Source organism: Streptomyces sp. NPDC059002, assembly GCF_042740435.1.
Lineage (GTDB): Bacteria > Actinomycetota > Actinomycetes > Streptomycetales > Streptomycetaceae > Streptomyces.
On sequence record NZ_JBHYJI010000001.1, the window covers coordinates 453,831 to 469,100 of the forward strand.

Below are 15,270 nucleotides of genomic sequence, written 5' to 3' on the forward strand. Positions count from 1 at the left end.
TACGTCCGGCCTCCCCCGGCTCCAGCATGGGCAGCTGGGCCGGGTTCGCGCACGGTGGGTGTGCCTCCGGGGTGGGGCCGTGGGCCGTCCGGGTGACGTCAGTCGGCGACGACGGGCAGCTTCAGGACGCCGGTGTCCTCGGGCGCGCTGGTCACCGTGACCGGCTTGACGCCCCTGTTCCCGCCGTACGCCCCGTCGCTCGCCGCCACCACGAACTGCAGCCTGTGCCCCTTTTCGTAGCGGTGCACGATGCCCGGCAGCGTGACGGTGAACGGCTTCGTCACGTCCGGCACCCGCACCGGCGAGACGAGCCGGTGCACCAGGGTCTTCCCGCCGTCGGGCGCGACGTCGTAGAGCTTGGCGAAGAGGACCAGCTTGTCGGCGCCGTCGCCGGAGTGCTGCACCCGCTCGGTCTTCGGCGAGACCACCCTGAGCCGGGCCGTCGCTGCGCCCACCACGTCCATGGCGTCGGTGAGCGGCTCGGTCGTCCAGTCGAGGTAGGTGCCCCTGGTGTCGTGCGGCGCGGGGTCGGGCAGGCCGATCAGGCCCGCGATCGAGGACTCCGAATGGCTCGTGGGGATCAGCCAGTTGCGGTACTCGCGGCTGCCGCGCGTCACCTTCTTCCGGTTGTCGACGAGCTTGCCGTCGCCGGAGAGGTACAGCGTGCGGCGGGGCGCGGGGACCTTGGACGCGGTCGCGTAGGTGCCGTCCGGGTCGTCGATCCAGTCGCGGTAGTAGGCGAAGGCGGGCCCGGTGTCGACGCCCTCGTTGCCCTGGAGGTAGCGGTCGAACCAGGCGAGGATGCGCTTGCCGACGTAGGAGGTCTCCAAGTTCCCCGCGCCGAGGTTGAGTTCGCCGGACGCCGGGTCGTTCATGCCGCCGCTGTGGCCCCAGGACTGCCAGATCATCTTGGCCGTGGTGCCCTGCGCCGTGAGCGTCCTGTACGTCGCCGTGGCCTCGTTGAGGTTGAAGAGGGTGTCGGCCTGCCCCTGCACGAGCAGGGTGGGGGCCTTCACCCTGCTCAGGTACGAGACCGGGGAGACGCCGCGCGCATACTTCTGGAGGGCCTCCGTCCTGTCGGCCGGATAGCGGCCCGAGTTGAGCGTGCGGACCGTCTCGCAGGCGGGGGTCGCGAAGTGCAGGCAGTCGAGGCGGTTGATGCGGGAGGGGTCGAGGCTCGGGACGAGCAGCGGCTGGCCCTCGCCGATGAGGTAGAAACCGTTCATCCACTGCCACTTGGCGGCACCGGGCACGTCGTGGTCGGCGGTGTTGTTCGGGTCGAGCGAGTACGCGAGGTCGTGCCAGGTGATCATCGGTACGAGGGCGTCGACCCGGTGGTCCACGGCGGCGGTCGCCAGCTGGATCGCCCCGCCGTACGAGCCGCCGATCATGCCGACGCGGGGGTCGCCCGCGTCGTCGGCGGTGACGTAGTCGGCCGTGGTGCCGTCCTCGGCGGCGCGCTTGCCGCCGAGGAAGTCGAGGAGCCCGGAGGCCGCCTTCCCGTCGATCTCCGGGTCGTCGAGGGTGATCAGACAGCCCGACTTGCCGAAGCCGAGGCCGGAGTAGACGAGCCCGACGTAGCCGCGTTCGGCGAAGGCCTTGCCGATCGCGGCGGTCGAGCCGTCGGACTTGCTGCCGCCGAATCCGTTGGTGGCGAGCACGGCGGGCGCGGGGTGCGCGGCGTCGACGCCCGCGGGCCGGTACAGATCGGCGTCGACCGTGCAGCTCCTGCCGCCCGTATGGACGGTGAACTTCAGGGCGGTGACGGTGTATTGACCCGTCGCGGGTGCGGGCGCGGCGACAGCGAGCGGTGCGGCGAGCGCCGCACCGATGGCGAAGGACAGGGCACGGCGACGGAACAAGGGGACCTCCACGCTGAGGACGGCCGAAGGATCGCGACTACTGGCCGGTAAGTGCCGGCCGAGGTCATGTTGTGACACGTGTCATACGGAGGTCAACGGCCGTGACAGCGGTTTCTGTCGGGAGATTCCGTGAAGCCGGGAGGCTTCTGCGCCGTGCACGGGGACGGCCTGGGGACGGCCCCCCGCGCGGGGCAGCACGTCAGGCGAGCGCGGGCACGTCCAGCGTCAACGTCCCCGCGTCCGCGTCGAGTTCGCCCGCCACCCCGAAGGGCACCGTCAGCGCCCCCTCGCAGTGCCCGAACCCGAACTCCTCGACCACCGGCACCCCGAGCCCGCCGAGCCGGTCCGCGAAGAGCGCCCGCACCTCGTCGTACGGCCCGCACTCCTGCCACGAGCCGAGCGCTATCCCCGCGACGCCGTCCAGCCAGCGGGCGCGCAGGAGTTGGGTGAGGATCCGGTCGAGCCGGTACGCCTCCTCGCCGATGTCCTCCAGGCACAGCAGTCCCCCGCGCGCGGACACCCGGGCCCCCGGCGTGCCGAGTTCGGCGGCCAGCAGCGAGACGCAGCCGCCGAGCGTGACGCCCCGCGCCCGGCCGCCGACCAGTGTCGTCGCGCGCGGCGACGCGGCGCGGATCACCCGGGTCTCCTCCGGCGCGAACAGCGTCGTCCGCAAGTGCTCCTGCGCCCGGGCGTTCTTGAGGAAGTCGAGCACGCTCGTCATCGGACCGTGCAGCGTGGCGACGCCGAGCCGGGTGGCGAACGCCTCGTGCAGCGAGGTGATGTCGCTGTAGCCGAGGAACACCTTGGGCCCGGTGGCCCGTGTCGCCTCGCGCAGCGCGGCCCAGTCGACGAGATCCACCATCCGCTGCACGCCGTACCCGCCCCGGGCGCAGAACACGGCGGACACCGACGGGTCGCACCAGGCCCGCTCCAGGTCCCGCGCCCGGCCGGCGTCCGTGCCCGCGAGGTAGTCGAACTCCGGGTGGCGGTCCAGGACATGGGGCATGACGACCGGGTCGAGGTCCCAGCCGCGCAGGATGTCGAGGCCCGCCTGGAGGCCGTCGTCGGGGACGGGACCGCTGGGTGCGACGACGGCGACCCGCGCGCCGGGGACGAGGCGCGCGGGCCGGACGAGCTCTCTCACTTGGCGAGCTCCAGGGTCGGCACGCGGCCCGCGAGCTCGATCCTGAACACCTGGGCGTAGAGGGAGAGTTCGGCCTCCAGGGCGCGGATCATGGTGTCGGCGCGGCGGAAGCCGTGGCCCTCCCCATCGAAAGCGATGTAGGCGTGCGGGATGCCGCGCCCCTCGATCCTGGCGAGGAACCGCTCGGACTGCGCGGGCGGGCAGATCACGTCGTCGAGGCCCTGAAGCAGCAGGAACGGCGTGGTGATCCGGTCGGCCTGCGCCGTCGGCGAGCGCTCCGCGTACCGCCCGGGCACCTCGTCGAGCGGGCCGACGATGGAGTGCAGATACCGCGACTCGAAGTCGTGGGTCTCGCCGGACGCGAACGCGGTGAGGTCGATCACGGGGTAGCTGATCGTGCCGCAGGCGTAGATGTCGGTGCTGGTCAGCGAGGCCGCCGCGGTCCAGCCGCCCGCACTGCCGCCGCGGATCGCGAGCCTGCCGCGGTCCGCGGTGCCCTCGTCGGCGAGGGCGAGCGCGACGGCCGCGCAGTCGTCGACGTCGACGATGCCCCACTGTTCGCGCAGCCGGTTGCGGTAGGCGCGCCCGTACCCGGTCGAGCCGCCGTAGTTGACCTCGGCGACGCCGATGCCGCGCGAGGTGAAGTAGGCGATGGACAGGTCGAGTACGAGCGGTGAGCGGCTGGTGGGGCCGCCGTGCGCCCACACCACGTACGGCGGCAGCTCGTCGTCGGGTGCGACATGGCCGGGGTGGTGCGGCGGGTAGACGTGCGCGTGGATCTCGCGTCCCGCGGGGCCCACGAAGGTGCGGATCTGCGGTTCCGGGTAGTACGTGGGGTCCACCGGGTCGTCGTGGGCGGCGCCGATCACGCGGGCGTGGCCGGTGCAGGTGTCCAGTTCCACCACTTCGTACGCGCTGCGCGGGCTCGCCGCGATGCCGACCACGCGGGATCCGTGCGAGGCGACGGCCGCCGCCCACTCCGTCCAGGGGCCCGCCGCGTCGACGACCTCGCCCGTCTCGGGGTCGAGTATGCCGAGCGCGGTGGCGCCCTTGCCGTGCACGACGGCGATCAGGCCGCTGTCCAGCGGTGCGAACCAGCTGAGGCCGACCTGCCAGAGCGGCCCCGCGAACTCCTCCTGGCGCGGACAGAGCGCCTCCGCGCGCGTGCTGCCGTCCGGGGCGGCCCGGTACAGGTTCCACCAGCCGGTGCGGTCGCTGGAGAACAGCAGGCGCCCGTCCGCCGCCCACTCCACCTGCGCGACGGACTCGTCCGGGCCGCCCGCGAACGCCCGCGCCGCGCCGAAGGCGCCGTCCGCCCGCACGTCGGCGAGCATCAGCTCCGTGCCGTCCCACGGCATCCGGGGGTGGTCCCAGGCGAGCCAGGCCACCCGGGTGCCGTCGGGCGAGACCCGCGGCCCGGTGACGAACCGGTGCCGCCCGTCGGAGAGTTCACGCACCGCGCCCCGGTCGTCGGCGGCCGAGCCGTCGAGCGGTACGGCCGCGATGACGCGGCGCACATCGGTGGGCGCTTCACCGGTGAACTCCTCAAGGACGCACCACACTTCGCCCCGCTCGGGCCGCAGCACCGGGTCGGCCCAGCGCAGCCCGCCGCCCACGGCGGAGAGCGGGGTCAGGGGGCGCGGCCCGGCGCCCGGGGTGTCGGGCTCGTACGCGTACAGGCGCTGGTCGGCGAAGTTCACGAAGACCACGAGCGGACCCTCGGGGCGCTCGATGCCGGTCCAGGGCCTGCCGCCGTACTCGACGACCCTGCTGCGCACGTTCCACGGGGCGGGCAGCACCGACTGCTCCGTCCCGTCGGTCAGCCGCCGCACCAGCGCGCGCCGTCCCGCCTCGACGGGCCGCGGCTCGGTCCACCACGCCTCGGCACCGACGAAGCCCGCGAAGCCCGGGGCGCCGTCGTGGGTGGCGGCGAGCTCGGCGTCGATCGGTGACGGCCATGATCCGTACGCCCGGGTCTGCATCATGTCCTTTACTTCCCCCATTTTTCCTAGGCCGTGCGCAGATAGCGGTCGAGGACACGGACACCGAAGTGCAGTGCGTCGACGGGCACGCATTCGTCGACTCCGTGGAAGAGCGCCTGGTAGTCGAAGCCCTCCGGTGTCCTCAGCGGCGAGAAGCCGTAGCCGGTGATGCCGAGCCGCGAGAACTGCTTGGCGTCCGTGCCGCCCGACATGCAGTACGGCACGACATGGCCCTCGGGCGCGAACTCCTCGACGGCCGCGCGCAGTTTCGCGTACGTCGGCGAGTCGACCGGCGCCTGCAGCGCCACCTCGAGGTGGTGGAACTCCCAGTCGACGTCAGGGCCCGTGAGCCGGTCAAGCGTGCGGCGGAACTCTTCCTCGCCGCCGGGCAGAAAGCGGCCGTCGACGTAGGCCACGGCTTCCCCGGGAACCACATTCACCTTGTAACCCGACTGCAGCATCGTCGGGTTGGCGCTGTTGCGGACGGTCGGCTCGACCAGGTCGGCGGTCGGGCCGAGCTTCTCCAGCAGCGCGTCGACGTCGAACCCGGGCGCCTCGGGGTCGGTCTCCAGGCCGTACAGCGTGGCGAGTTCGACGAGCGCGGCCCGCACGGTCGGGGTGAGCCGCACCGGCCAGTGGTGCTCCCCGATGCGGGTGACGGCGGCGGCCAGCCTGCTCACCGCGTTGGCGCGGTTGACCTTGGAGCCGTGGCCCGCCCTGCCGCGTGCGGTGAGTTTGAGCCAGCCCGTGCCGCGCTCGCCCGCCGCGATCGGGTAGATCTGGTTGCCCCTGCCGTCGTGGAAGGTGAACGCCCCCGACTCGCTGATGCCTTCCGTGCAGCCCTCGAAGAGCGAGGCGTGCCGGTCGGCGAGGAATCCGGAGCCGTCGACGGCGCTGGCCTCCTCGTCGGCGGTGAAGGCGATCACGATGTCCCGGCGCGGCCGCACCCCGGCGCGCGCCCAGCCGCGCACGACGGACAGGATCATCGCGTCCATGTTCTTCATGTCGATCGCGCCGCGGCCCCAGACGACGCCGTCGCGGACCTCCCCGGAGAAGGGGTCCACGCTCCAGTCGGCGGCCTCGGCGGGCACCACGTCCAGGTGGCCGTGGACGAGCAGCGCGTCGGCCGACGGGTCGGTGCCCTCGATGCGGGCGACGACGTTGGTCCGTCCCGGGGAGCGCTCCAGGAGGGTGGGTTCGAGGCCCGCGTCGGCGAGCCGCTCCGCGGCGTACTCGGCGGCGGGCCGTTCGCGGCAGTCGCCGCCGCCGCGGTTGGTGGTGTCGATGCGGATGAGCTCGGAGGTGAAGGTCACGACCTCGTCGAGGGCCCGGGCGTCCACCGGGCGGTCGTGCTCCTGGTCCTGCTCGTTGCCCTGCTCCTGACCCCGGTCAGCCATACTGTTCCTCCACGGCGGCAGAGGCGATCGTCGTAACCGCCTTGAAGGTACGGATCCCCTCGTACATCGTCTCGCTGTCGTACGCGACCCTGCGCTCCCCCGTACGGCGCACGCCGGGCACCACGGTGGCCGCCATCGACAGATGCTCGGCGTCGAACTCGACCTCCACGGTGAACGGGCCCTCGGCCACCGGGGCCGTGCGCCCGGCGAGCGCCGCGGCCTCCTTCGCCGCGGCCCTGATGTCGGCGGCGGTGCGGGCCGGGGTGCGGCAGATGGCCGCGTACCGCGAGACGTGGTCCTTGACGGCGACCTTCAGCGCGCCGGGCGCATAGCCGAGCGCGTCCTCGCAGGCCAGGTCGTCGCCGGTGACGAGCACCACGGGGACGCCGTACTCGGCGACGACATGCGCGTTCAGGAGGCCCTCGCTCGCGCGCACCCCGTCGAGCCAGACGCCGGTGATCTGGTTGGCGAGATAGGTGTGCGCGAGGACGCCTTCCATCCCGGCGCCCGCGTGGTAGCCGATGAACGCGATGCCGTCCACGTCGCCGTGCTGCACGCCCTCGACCATGGAGAGCGACTTGTGCCGTCCGGTGAGCATCTCGGCCCGCCCGTCCAGTTCTTCGAGGAGCAGATTGCGCATGGTCCAGTGCGCCTCATTGATGAGCACCTCGTCGGCGCCGCCGTCGAAGAAACCGAGCACGGCGGCGTTGACGTCCGAGGTGAACATCGACCGGCACCGCTCCCACTGAGCGGTGCCCGGCAGCACGTCGGCCGGCCAGGTCACTCCCGTGGCGCCCTCCATGTCGGCGCTGATGAGGATCTTCATGCCGCGCCACGTTACGCGGTGAGGAACTCCGCGGCCTAGACCACACTCCTGTCAATGTCCACGGTGTCAGGGAGCGGGCTGCTGCTGGGTGACGCAGTGGATTCCGCCGCCGCCCGCACCGAGCCGGTCGATGTCGAGCTGTTCGACGGAACGGCCCGGATACAGCCCGGCCAGCGCCGCCTTCGCCGCCCTGTCGGCCGCGGTGTCGCCGAAGTGCGCGCAGATCACCGCGCCGTTGCACAGGTAGTAGTTGGCGTAGGAGGCGAGGAACTGCGGGTCGCGGGAGCGGATCTTGTCGTAGTCGGGGCCCTGCAGCTTGGCCGCCTCGATCGGGTCGCCCGCGGCGGTCGTGGCGTCGGAGAGGACCCGGTACTGCTGGCGGGCGTCCTTGGCGTACGCGTCGTCGTCCGTCTCCAGGGGCCACTGGACGAGCGCCCGGCCCGGCGCGAGGAAGCGGGACGTGGCGTCGACGTGGTCGTCGGTGATGTCCTGGCCGTACACGCCGTCGAACCAGATGACCTTGTCGGCGCCGTACGCCGCGCACATCGCGTCGGTCAACTGGGCCTCGGACCTGCCGGGGTTGCGGTTGCCGTTGACGATGCTGCTCCGCGTGGCCATCAGCGTGCCCGCGCCGTCCTGTTCGATCGCGCCGCCCTCACCGACCAGGTCCGCGCCGGTGAACGGCACCCCGGCGCGGGCGGCGATCCGCTCGGCGACGCGGGCGTCCCTGGCGTGGGTCTGCTTGCCGCCCCAGCCGTTGAAGTGCAGCCCGACCGCGTCGAGGCCGCCCGCGCCGTCGGTGCGGAACACCGGTCCCGTGTCGCGCGTCCAGCAGTCGTCCACCGGGATGTCCGTGACGACCTCGACGGAACTCCCGCACATCGAGCGCGCCTTGGCGGCGCTCGCCGGGTTGGCGCACAGGACGACGGGCTCGTACCGGGCGACCGTCCGTGCGATGAGGGCGATGTCCGCCTGGACGCCGCCCAGTTGACCGCCCCAGATCGTGGAGCTGTCCGGCCAGGTCATCCAGGTCCTGGTGTGGCGGACGTCCTCGGCGGGGACCGCGAAGGAGCCCGCGCGGCCGGCCCCGCGCCGCCCCCGCAAGGGACCGGCCCAGCCTTCGGCGGCCCCCAGGGCCGCGCCGGTCGCGGCGACCGCGGCCGCCGTCAGGAACGTGCGCCTGCTCGGGGACGGCCTCTTGTGCCTGCGTACGGGTTGGTCGTTCACGTGTGCCTCCTTGGGTGCCGGGTGTCCGGTCGGACTTCAGTCGGTCAGGGCCCTGCGGGCCGCGGCGATGTGCTCGGGGTCCCAGCCCGGGTGCGGGACGGAGTCCAGGAGCAGCCGGGTGTACGGGTGTCGGGGGGCGGAGAGGACGGCCGCCGTGCCGCCCGCCTCGACGACGGCGCCGTGGCGCATCACGATCACGTCGTCCGTGACGTGCCGGACGACGCCGAGGTCGTGGGTGATGAAGAGGTAGCCGATGGGCGTGCGTTCGCGGATGTCGGCCAGCAGGTTGAGGATCTGCGCCTGCACCGACACGTCGAGCGCGGCGACCGCCTCGTCCAGGACGAGCACCGCGGGCTGCACGGCGAGCGCCCGCGCGATGGCCACGCGCTGGCGCTGTCCGCCGGAGAGCTGGCGGGGCAGCGCGTCGGCGGCGCGGGTGCCGAGGCCGACCTGGTCGAGGAGTTCCCGCACCCGCCGGGTGTGGTCGGTGCGCGGGAAGTGCAGGCGCAGCGTTTCGCGCAGCACCGTCCCGACGCTCGTGCGCGGGTCGAGGGAGAGGTAGGGGTCCTGGAAGACCATCTGCACCTCGCGGGCCCTGGCCAGGCGTTGGGCGCGGCCGCGGACGCGGGGGGCGCGGAGCCTGCCGCGTACGCGGATGTCGCCCGCGTCGGCGCGTTCCAGGCCGACGATGATCCGGGCCGTCGTGGTCTTGCCGGAGCCGGATTCCCCGACGATGCCGAGGGAGCCGCCCTCGGGCACCGTGAAGGACACGTCGTCCACGGCCTGGACCGCGCCGAAGCCGCGCCGCAGGCCGCGCACTTCAAGGACGCCGGGGTCCGTGGGCTCAGCCATCGGCGGTGCTCCCTTCGAGCCGGTCGCTGTGGTGGCAGGCGGCGTGGTGGTCCGGCCGTCCCGGTGCGGGCCGTTGCCGTGGCGCCCGTTCGTCGCACACCTCGGTGGCGATCGGGCAGCGGGCGGCGAAGGCGCAGCCGGTCAGGGCCGTGCGCAGGTCGGGCGGTCGGCCCTCGATGGCCTTGAGCCGCTCCCCCGCCGTGTCGAGCCGGGGCGTGGAGGCCAGCAGGGCCGCCGTGTAGGGGTGCCTCGGGCGGTCGAAGAGGGCCTTCGCGGGGCCGTGTTCGGCGATCCGGCCCGCGTACATGACGTACACGCGGTCGCTGATGGCCGCGGCCAGGTCGAGGTCGTGGGTGACGAACAGCAGGGCGGTGCCGAAGCGTTCGCGCAGACGGCCGATGAGGGCGACGACCTCGGCCTGCGTGGTGACGTCCAGGGCGGTGGTGGGTTCGTCGGCGAGCAGCAGGGCGGGATCGCCCATGAGGGCCGCGGCGATCATGACGCGTTGCAGCATGCCGCCGGAGACGTGGCCGGGGTACTTGCGCAGGACGGCCGCGTCCAGGCCGACCGCGCCCAGGAGTTCGGCGGCGCGGGCCCTCGTGTCCGCGCGGGATGTCGTACGGACGCTCTCGGTGAGGAAGTCGCCGATGCGGCGCAGGGGGTTGAGGGCGGCGCGCGGGTCCTGGAAGACCATGGCGACCGTGCCGGTGCGCAGGGCGCGCAGCCGGTCGGCGTCGGCGGTGAGCACGTCGGTGCCGTCGACGCGTACGGTCCCCTCGGTGGTGGCGCCGGCCGGCAGCAGGCGCAGCGCGCTGCGTGAGGTGAGGGTCTTGCCCGAGCCGGACTCGCCGACGAGGGAGACGGTCTCGCCCGCGGCGACGGTGAGGTCGACGCCGTCGAGTACGGGGCGTGCCGTGCCCGGCAGGGTGATGCGCAGGCCTTGGATGTCGAGTGCGGCGGGCGTGCCGCCCGGGGTGGAGTGTGGGTTCATCGGTCTCTCCCTGCGACGCGGTCGGCCCAGCGTTCGCCGACCACGTTGAACGCGACCACGGTCAGCACGATGAGGACGCAGGGCAGGATCGCGGACAGCGGATAGCCGTGCTGGATCGCGGTCTGGCCGTCGAAGACCATGCGGCCCCAGTCGGGGGTGAGCGGGGGCACGCCGAGGCCGAGGAAGGAGAGTCCGGCGAGATCCATCAGCGCGTAGCCGAAGTTGATGGTGGCCTGGGCGAGGACGACGGGGGCGATGTTGGGCAGGACGTGGCGCAGGCAGATCTGTGCCGCCGAGTGGCCTTGGACTTGATAGGCGCTGACGTAGGGGCGGGCCCGTTCGGCGAGGACCAGGGAGCGGGTGAGGCGGCTGACGTAGGGCAGATAGGCGACGGCGAGGGCGATCACCGGGGCGAGCAGGCCTTCTCCGTACACCGAGATGATGAGGATCGCGAGCAGCATGCCCGGGAAGGCGAAGACCAGTTCGGTGCTGCGGGAGAGCACGGAGTCCAGCCAGCCGCCCCGCCACGCGGCGGCGGTGCCGACGGCGACCCCGGCCAGGGTGGCGAAGACGACCACCCCGAGCGGTCCGAGCAGCGAGGTCCGTGCGCCGAGCAGCAGCCGGGAGAGGGTGTCGCGGCCCGCGGCGTCCACGCCGAGCGGATGGTCGGCGGAGGTGCCCGCCAGCGCGCTGCCCAGGTCGACGGCGTTGGGGTCGTGCGGCGCCACCCAGGGGGCGAGCAGCGCGGCGGTGACGACGAGCAGCACGAGGGCCAGGCAGATCAGATGGAGCGGTGAGCCCGCGGCGCGGATCCTGGCAAGGCCGGGGCGGCGGGTGAGGACGGCGGTCATGCGGCGGACCCCCTGGAGCCGAGCGTGAGCCGCGGGTCGACCAGCGGCAGGAGCAGGTCGACGACAAGGTTCACGGCCATGAACAGGGCCACGATGATCAGCGCGATGGCCTGGACGGTCGGGAAGTCCTTGGTGGTGGTGGAGAGTTCGAGGAGCTGGCCGATGCCGCCGACGCTGAACGCGGTCTCGACGAGGATCGTGCAGACCAGGAGCGTGGAGACGACGAGTCCTCCGGTGGTCAGGACGGTGCCGAGCGCGTTGCGGAACACATGGCGGCGGATCACCTGCCGTTCGGGCACGCCCCTGCTGCGGGCCACGGTGACGTGTTCGCTGTCGAGCGCGTCGAGCATCGCCGAGCGGGTGACCCGGGCGAGCATGCCGATCAGATAGAGGGCGAGCGCGACGGCGGGCAGCGTCAGATGCAGGACCATGTCGGCGAACCCGTCGCCCGAGCCGCCGCTGGGGAACCAGCCGAGGCGCACGGCGAACAGGCCCTGCAGCAGCACGGCGGCGACGAAGGAGGGCGTGCCGACGGCGAACGTCGTGGCGACCAGGACGGCGGAGTCGGTGGGCCCGCCGCGCACGGCGGCCAGCCTGCCCAGGAACAGACCGGCGAGCACGACCACGGTCAGCGCCATCGCGATGAGCAGCAGCGTGGTGGGGAGCCGGTCGGCAAGGAGACGGGACACGTCGGTGCGGTAGGTGATGGACCGCCCGAAGTCGCCCCGCAGGACGTTGCCGAGCCAGGCGAAGTACCGTACGGCGAACGGATCGTCCAGGTGGTACTGGGAGTTGACCGCCGCGACGGCCTCCGGCGACGCCGAGCGGCCGGAGAGCAGGAAGCTCGCCGGGCTGCCCGGCGCCAGATACATCGCGCCGAAGACCACGAACGACGCCGCGAACAGCGTGGCGGCCATCTCGCCCACCCGCCGCACCGCGAATCCGACGAAGGTCATCCCGCGGCCCCCACTCCGGCGGCCCACGGCTGGTACATGTACGAGATCGTCGTGGGCGCCCCGGTGATCCTCTTGTTGAGGAAGACGGCGGTGGGCCACTCGGCCACGGGGATCCACGGCAGGTCCCGCGCGGCCCGCCGGTGGAGGCCCGCCTCGATGGCGAGGCGCCGCCGCGGGTCGTCGAGCGCACTGGCCCGGTCGACGAGCGCGTCGTACTTCTTGTCGCTGTGCCCGGCGAAGTTCAGATAGGAGCCGGTCTTGAAGTTCATCAAGAGGTCCAGCGGATCGGTGATCGAGTCGTAGTACGTCAGCGGGAACATGTCGATGCCCTTGCGCGCGCCCGGGTCGGTGAACAGCGCGGTGAAGGCGTTCGGCGCGATGGACTTGAGCCGGATGTCCAGGCCGATCCGGGTTCCCGCGGCCTGGACGGCGGTGGCGAGGAGCGAGACGTCCTGGCCGACGGAACTCGTCGCGATGGTCAGGGACTTGCCGGTGGCCCCGGCCTTCTTGACCAGCGCCTTGGCCCGGGCGATGTCGGGTGCGCCGGGCCGAAGCCCCGCGAAGGCCCGCTTCTTGGTGCCCTCCGATGCGTCCGCCCAGGCGGCCCGGGTGGTGAACGCGCCGGTGGGGGTGCCCGCGCCGCCGAGCCCGACCTGGACGAAGCCGGAGCGGTCGAGGGCCAGCGAAAGGGCGCGCCGTACACGCAGGTCGCCGAGCGCGCCCCGCATGTTCGTGATGGCGACGTTGACGGTGCTCAGGCCCTCGCCGAAGGAGAGCCTGCCGACGCCGCTGCCGCGCAGCCGGGCATAGCTCTCGGTCGGGATCAGATAGCTGCCGTCGGCCTCGCCGCTCAGCAGGGCGTTGGTCCGTGCCGACGCGTCGGGCAGGAAGCGGAAGACCACCTTGCCCGACTTGGCCCGCCGCCCCCAGTAGCCGTCGAAGCGGTCGAGTTCGATGGACTGGCCCTTGTGCCAGGCGCCGAGTTCGAAGGGGCCTGTGCAGGCGAGGCCGCCCGAGGTTCCGTAGTCCTTGCCGGCCGCCTCGACGCCGTCCTTGGAGGCCACCGCTCCGGCGGCGGTCGCCATGTACTGCGGGAACTGGGAGTCGGGCTTCTTGAGCCGCACGGTGACCTGGAGCGGTCCCGTCTTCTTGACGGAGGTGACGTTCTGGAAGATCTGCGCCCAGGCGGCGGCGTTGTCCGGGTCGCGCTGCCGGTCGAGGCTGAACACCACGTCGTCGGCGGTCATCGTCCCGCCGTTGTGGAAGCGCACTCCCTCGCGCAGGTCGTAGACCCAGGTGGTGGGGTCGGGGTGCGAGGCCCCGCGGGCCAGGCCCGGCTCGGTGGTGAGCCGCGGCGTCCAGCGCATGAGGCTCTCGCACACGTTGGAGAGGACCATGTTCTGCGGGTAGTCGAACGCCACCGTGTAGTCGAGCGTGGGCGGTTCGGCATAGAGGGCCCAGGTGAACGAGTCGATGTCGCCCTTGGCCCGCGGGGTGGTCGCCGACAGGTGGAAGTCGATGCCGGAGGCGTTCCGCGGCGGGCCCGCGCAGGCCGCGAGCGCGGCGAGCGACGTCAGGGCGGCGGCCGCGGCGGCGAACCTCCGGCGCCTGCCGCGTCTCGCGGCACGGTACGGGGACGGAGTGGTCATGACGGCGCTCATCCGGACGTCACGCGCCGGGGCGGGCGGCGGGCACCTGCTGGGTGATGCAGTGCACTCCCCCGCCGCCGTACGCGACGGCGGCCGCCCGCACGCCGACGACCTTGCGGCCCGGGTACGCCGACGCGATCACCGCGAGGGCCTCCTCGTCGACGGGCAGCCCGGCCACCGGGACGACCACGCCGCCGTTCGCCACGTAGTAGTTGAGGTACGACACCTCGACCTCGCCGCCCGCCACGTCGACGCACACGGTCTGCGGGACGTCGACGATCTCCAGGGGCCTGCCCTTGGCATCCGTACTGACCTCCAGGACGGCGCGGTTGGCGCGCATCCGGGCGTGGTCGGGGTGGGCCGGGTCCTCGGGCAGCGAGACGACGACCTTGCCGGGCGCCGCGAACGCGCAGACGCCGTCGACATGCCCGTCCGTCTCGGTGTCGAGCAGCCCGCCGTACGGCAGCCAGATGACCTTGGTGACGCCGAGCTGCGCCTTCAGTTCGGCCTCGATGGCTGCCCGGTCCATGTCCGGGTTGCGATTGGGGTGCAGGAGGCACTGCTCGGTCGTGATCAGCGTGCCCTCGCCGTCGACCGTGATCGCCCCGCCCTCCAGGATCATGCCGGAGGGGATGCGCTCGATGCCGAGGCGATCGAGCAGCAGGCCGCTGACACGGTCGTCGGCGTCGTACGGGTGGTGCTTGCGGCCCCAGGCGTTGAAACGGAAGTCGACGCCCGCGCGGCGGCCGTCCCCGTCGAGCACGAACAGCGGGGCCGAGTCGCGGAACCACGAGTCGTCCAGGGGCAGTTCGACGACGGTGACGCCGTCGCCGCACCACGTGCGGGCCTCGTCGCCGTGGCCGGGCGGCGCGACCATGGTGACGGGCTCGAACTCCGCTATGGCGCGGGCCACTTGCGCGTACTCGCCCTTCACCTGCTCGAGCACGCTGTCCCACAGGTCGACTCGGGTGGGCCAGGCCATCAGGCAGCCCTCGTGCTCGGACCATTCGGCGGGCATACGGAACGCGGTCATCGGGTGTCTCTCTTCTTGCCGGAGGGGCTGAGGGTTACGGGTGAGGCTGTCGGGTCACAGGAAGTAGAGGCGCCCGAGGGCGACTTCCTGCGCGGGTTCGGAGCGCAGGGGTGCGCCGTCGAGCGTGACGAGGCCGGTGCGCGCGTCGACCTGGACGTCGCCGATGCGGTCGTTGCCGACCAGGTCCGCGGGGCCGATGCCCCGTGTGCCGCGCACGGCGACGCGGCGGCGCCGGGTGGCCATCGCGTCGTACGGCCTGCCGAAGGAGCCCGATTCGGCCGCGGCCCGGCTGACGAAGGCCACGGAGAGATCCGCGGGCGTCGCACCGTGCGCCCCGAACAGCGGCCCGAGGACCAAGGGTTCACAGCTGTCGTTGGCGGCATTGGGGTCCCCGGTGACGCCGTACGCCGGGAAGCCGGACTTGAGGACCATCTGCGGTTTCGCCCCGAAGAACTCGGGCCGCCAGAGCACGATGTCGGCGAGCTTGCCGATCTCGATGG

General features: G+C 72.6%; 12 protein-coding genes and 1 pseudogene. All 13 read right to left on the reverse strand.

The annotated features are described in order from the left end of the window. Window positions 1-98: 98 nt before the first annotated feature. Window positions 99-1,862, reverse strand: coding sequence for a CocE/NonD family hydrolase (locus ACFWZ2_RS01920; protein WP_384540289.1), 1,764 nt, complete (start codon window positions 1,860-1,862; stop codon window positions 99-101). A 199-nt stretch (window positions 1,863-2,061) separates the two neighbouring features. Continuing rightward, on the reverse strand, window positions 2,062-3,006 hold the full coding sequence (locus ACFWZ2_RS01925) for an LD-carboxypeptidase (protein WP_384540291.1): 945 nt from the start codon (window positions 3,004-3,006) through the stop codon (window positions 2,062-2,064). After that, a complete protein-coding gene (locus ACFWZ2_RS01930) occupies window positions 3,003-4,988 on the reverse strand; it encodes a prolyl oligopeptidase family serine peptidase (RefSeq protein WP_384540372.1) in 1,986 nt (661 codons plus the stop codon). The genes ACFWZ2_RS01925 and ACFWZ2_RS01930 overlap by 4 nt, the downstream gene beginning before the upstream one ends. Window positions 4,989-5,014: 26 nt before the next feature. After that, the gene (locus ACFWZ2_RS01935) at window positions 5,015-6,385 is read right to left on the reverse strand and encodes a M20/M25/M40 family metallo-hydrolase (RefSeq protein WP_384540294.1); all 1,371 of its coding nucleotides are present in this window, start codon (window positions 6,383-6,385) and stop codon (window positions 5,015-5,017) included. Continuing rightward, entirely contained in the window at window positions 6,378-7,211 is an 834-nt protein-coding gene (locus ACFWZ2_RS01940; protein WP_384540297.1) for a M55 family metallopeptidase, read from the reverse strand. Before ACFWZ2_RS01940 ends, ACFWZ2_RS01935 begins: the two co-directional genes overlap by 8 nt. A 66-nt stretch (window positions 7,212-7,277) precedes the next feature. After that, window positions 7,278-8,438, reverse strand: a complete 1,161-nt coding sequence (locus ACFWZ2_RS01945) for an agmatine/peptidylarginine deiminase (RefSeq protein WP_384540299.1) — start codon at window positions 8,436-8,438, stop codon at window positions 7,278-7,280. A gap of 36 nt (window positions 8,439-8,474) precedes the next feature. After that, window positions 8,475-9,290 carry an ABC transporter ATP-binding protein gene (locus tag ACFWZ2_RS01950; protein WP_384540302.1) on the reverse strand — a complete coding sequence of 272 codons (816 nt, stop codon included), beginning with the start codon at window positions 9,288-9,290 and terminating at the stop codon, window positions 8,475-8,477. Then, window positions 9,283-10,281 (reverse strand): ABC transporter ATP-binding protein, encoded by a 999-nt coding sequence (locus ACFWZ2_RS01955; RefSeq protein ID WP_384540305.1) that lies wholly within the window; start codon window positions 10,279-10,281, stop codon window positions 9,283-9,285. The genes ACFWZ2_RS01950 and ACFWZ2_RS01955 overlap by 8 nt, the downstream gene beginning before the upstream one ends. Next, the gene (locus tag ACFWZ2_RS01960; RefSeq protein WP_384540308.1) at window positions 10,278-11,132 is read right to left on the reverse strand and encodes an ABC transporter permease; all 855 of its coding nucleotides are present in this window, start codon (window positions 11,130-11,132) and stop codon (window positions 10,278-10,280) included. The genes ACFWZ2_RS01955 and ACFWZ2_RS01960 overlap by 4 nt, the downstream gene beginning before the upstream one ends. Beyond that, on the reverse strand, window positions 11,129-12,088 hold the full coding sequence (locus ACFWZ2_RS01965; RefSeq protein ID WP_384540310.1) for an ABC transporter permease: 960 nt from the start codon (window positions 12,086-12,088) through the stop codon (window positions 11,129-11,131). Before ACFWZ2_RS01965 ends, ACFWZ2_RS01960 begins: the two co-directional genes overlap by 4 nt. Then, complete coding sequence (locus ACFWZ2_RS01970) at window positions 12,085-13,737, reverse strand: ABC transporter substrate-binding protein (protein ID WP_384540313.1); 1,653 nt, start codon at window positions 13,735-13,737, stop codon at window positions 12,085-12,087. Before ACFWZ2_RS01970 ends, ACFWZ2_RS01965 begins: the two co-directional genes overlap by 4 nt. A gap of 19 nt (window positions 13,738-13,756) precedes the next feature. Then, the gene (locus tag ACFWZ2_RS01975) at window positions 13,757-14,770 is read right to left on the reverse strand and encodes an agmatine/peptidylarginine deiminase (protein ID WP_384540316.1); all 1,014 of its coding nucleotides are present in this window, start codon (window positions 14,768-14,770) and stop codon (window positions 13,757-13,759) included. A 54-nt stretch (window positions 14,771-14,824) separates the two neighbouring features. Next, window positions 14,825-15,270, reverse strand: a pseudogene (locus ACFWZ2_RS01980) (urease subunit alpha); the annotation flags it as partial.